Annotated in this window: 1 protein-coding gene; it reads left to right on the top strand. The window is 64.8% G+C overall.

Annotation, left to right across the window (positions count from 1 at the left end; all coding sequences use genetic code 11):
* Positions 1–1,526 (top strand): non-ribosomal peptide synthetase (locus AOQ71_RS15330; RefSeq protein WP_157083515.1); only part of this gene is annotated, 1,526 nt, incomplete at both ends.

Genomic DNA, 1,526 nt, shown 5'->3' with positions numbered 1-1,526 from the left:
CGTATCCTGCGGAGCAGTGCATCCAGGAGCTGTTCGAGGCGCAGGTGCGCAAGGCGCCGGAGGCGGTGGCGCTGGTCTATCAGGACCAGCGCGTAAGCTATGGCGCGCTCAATGCGCACGCCAACCAGCTGGCGCATCATCTGATCGCCCTCGGGGTCAAGCCGGATCAGCCGGTGGCAATCTGCGTTGCGCGCAGTCCGCTGATGGTGGTGGGGCTTTTGGCGATCCTGAAGGCCGGCGGGGCGTATGTGCCGCTGGACCCGGCCTATCCGTCGGCGCGGCTGCGCCAGGTGTTGGAGGATGCGGCGCCGCGGCTGCTGCTGACCGATGCGGCCGGCCGCGCCGCCTTGGGCGATGTGGGCCTCGATGCGAGCGTGGTGGAGCTCGATGCGGCGGCACCGGCCTGGGCCAGCCTGCCGGAATCGGATCCGGACCCGCGCGCGCTCGGCCTCACCTCCCGCCATCTCGCCTACGTGATCTACACCTCGGGATCCACCGGTACGCCCAAGGGCGTCATGGTCGAGCATCGGAGCTTGGTCAATCTGGGGCTGGCTCAGATAATGCTTTTGGGCGTTTGTTCAAACAGCCGAATAGTGCAGTTTGCCTCCTTTGGTTTTGATGCGAGTGTTTGGGAAATTATAATGGCGTTTGGCTCGGGAGCCGCATTGCATTTGCCTGCGGATGAGCTCTGTCAAGCGAGCACCAAGCTATCGGATTATCTGCGAAGCGAAGCCATCACGCACGCGACGTTGCCCCCAGCCTTACTTCAGCAAAGCAAGCATGTGGAATATTTTGCGTCGCAAGCTCTCATTCTTGCCGGAGAGCTGCCGAAGGCTGAACTTATCCGATGCCTGCCTGCCGCATCCATTGTCAACGGCTATGGACCGACCGAAACGACAGTTTGTGCGACGACCTGGAGTTGCCCTGCAGAGTTTGATGAGGCCATTGTGCCGATTGGCCGTCCGATTGCGAACACGCGTGTGTATCTGCTGGATGGTCATGGGGAGCCGGTGCCGTTCGGGGCGGTGGGCGAGCTCTGCATTGGCGGTGCGGGGGTGGCGCGGGGCTACCTGAACCGCCCTGAGCTGACGGCGGAGCGGTTCATCGCCAGCCCCTTTGTGGACGGCGACCGGCTGTACCGGACCGGCGACCTGGCACGCTACCTGGCGGACGGCAATCTGGAGTTTTTGGGGCGCAACGACGAGCAGGTGAAGATCCGCGGCTTCCGGATCGAGCCGGGCGAGATCGCGGCGCGGCTCCTCGAGCATCCGGCGGTGGGTGATGCGGTGGTGGTGGCGCGCGAGGATGGCCGCGGCGAGCAGCGGCTCGTTGCGTATGTCGTCGCCCCCGAAGCTGAGGAATCTGATCTTGCCGGCGGTTTGCGCGCACACTTGAGTGCGCGGCTGCCGGACTACATGGTGCCGTCTGCGTTCGTGCGGCTGGCGAGGCTGCCGCTGACGGTGAACGGCAAGGTCGATCGGAACGCGCTGGCTGCGCCGGACGATGAGGCGTATGCGCATCGCGCC

The sequence above is a fragment of the Bradyrhizobium manausense genome, from assembly GCF_001440035.1.
In the GTDB taxonomy this organism is placed as follows: domain Bacteria; phylum Pseudomonadota; class Alphaproteobacteria; order Rhizobiales; family Xanthobacteraceae; genus Bradyrhizobium; species Bradyrhizobium manausense.
Note: the sequence above shows the minus strand (reverse complement) of the source record. Positions and strands in the feature narration are given on the sequence as shown.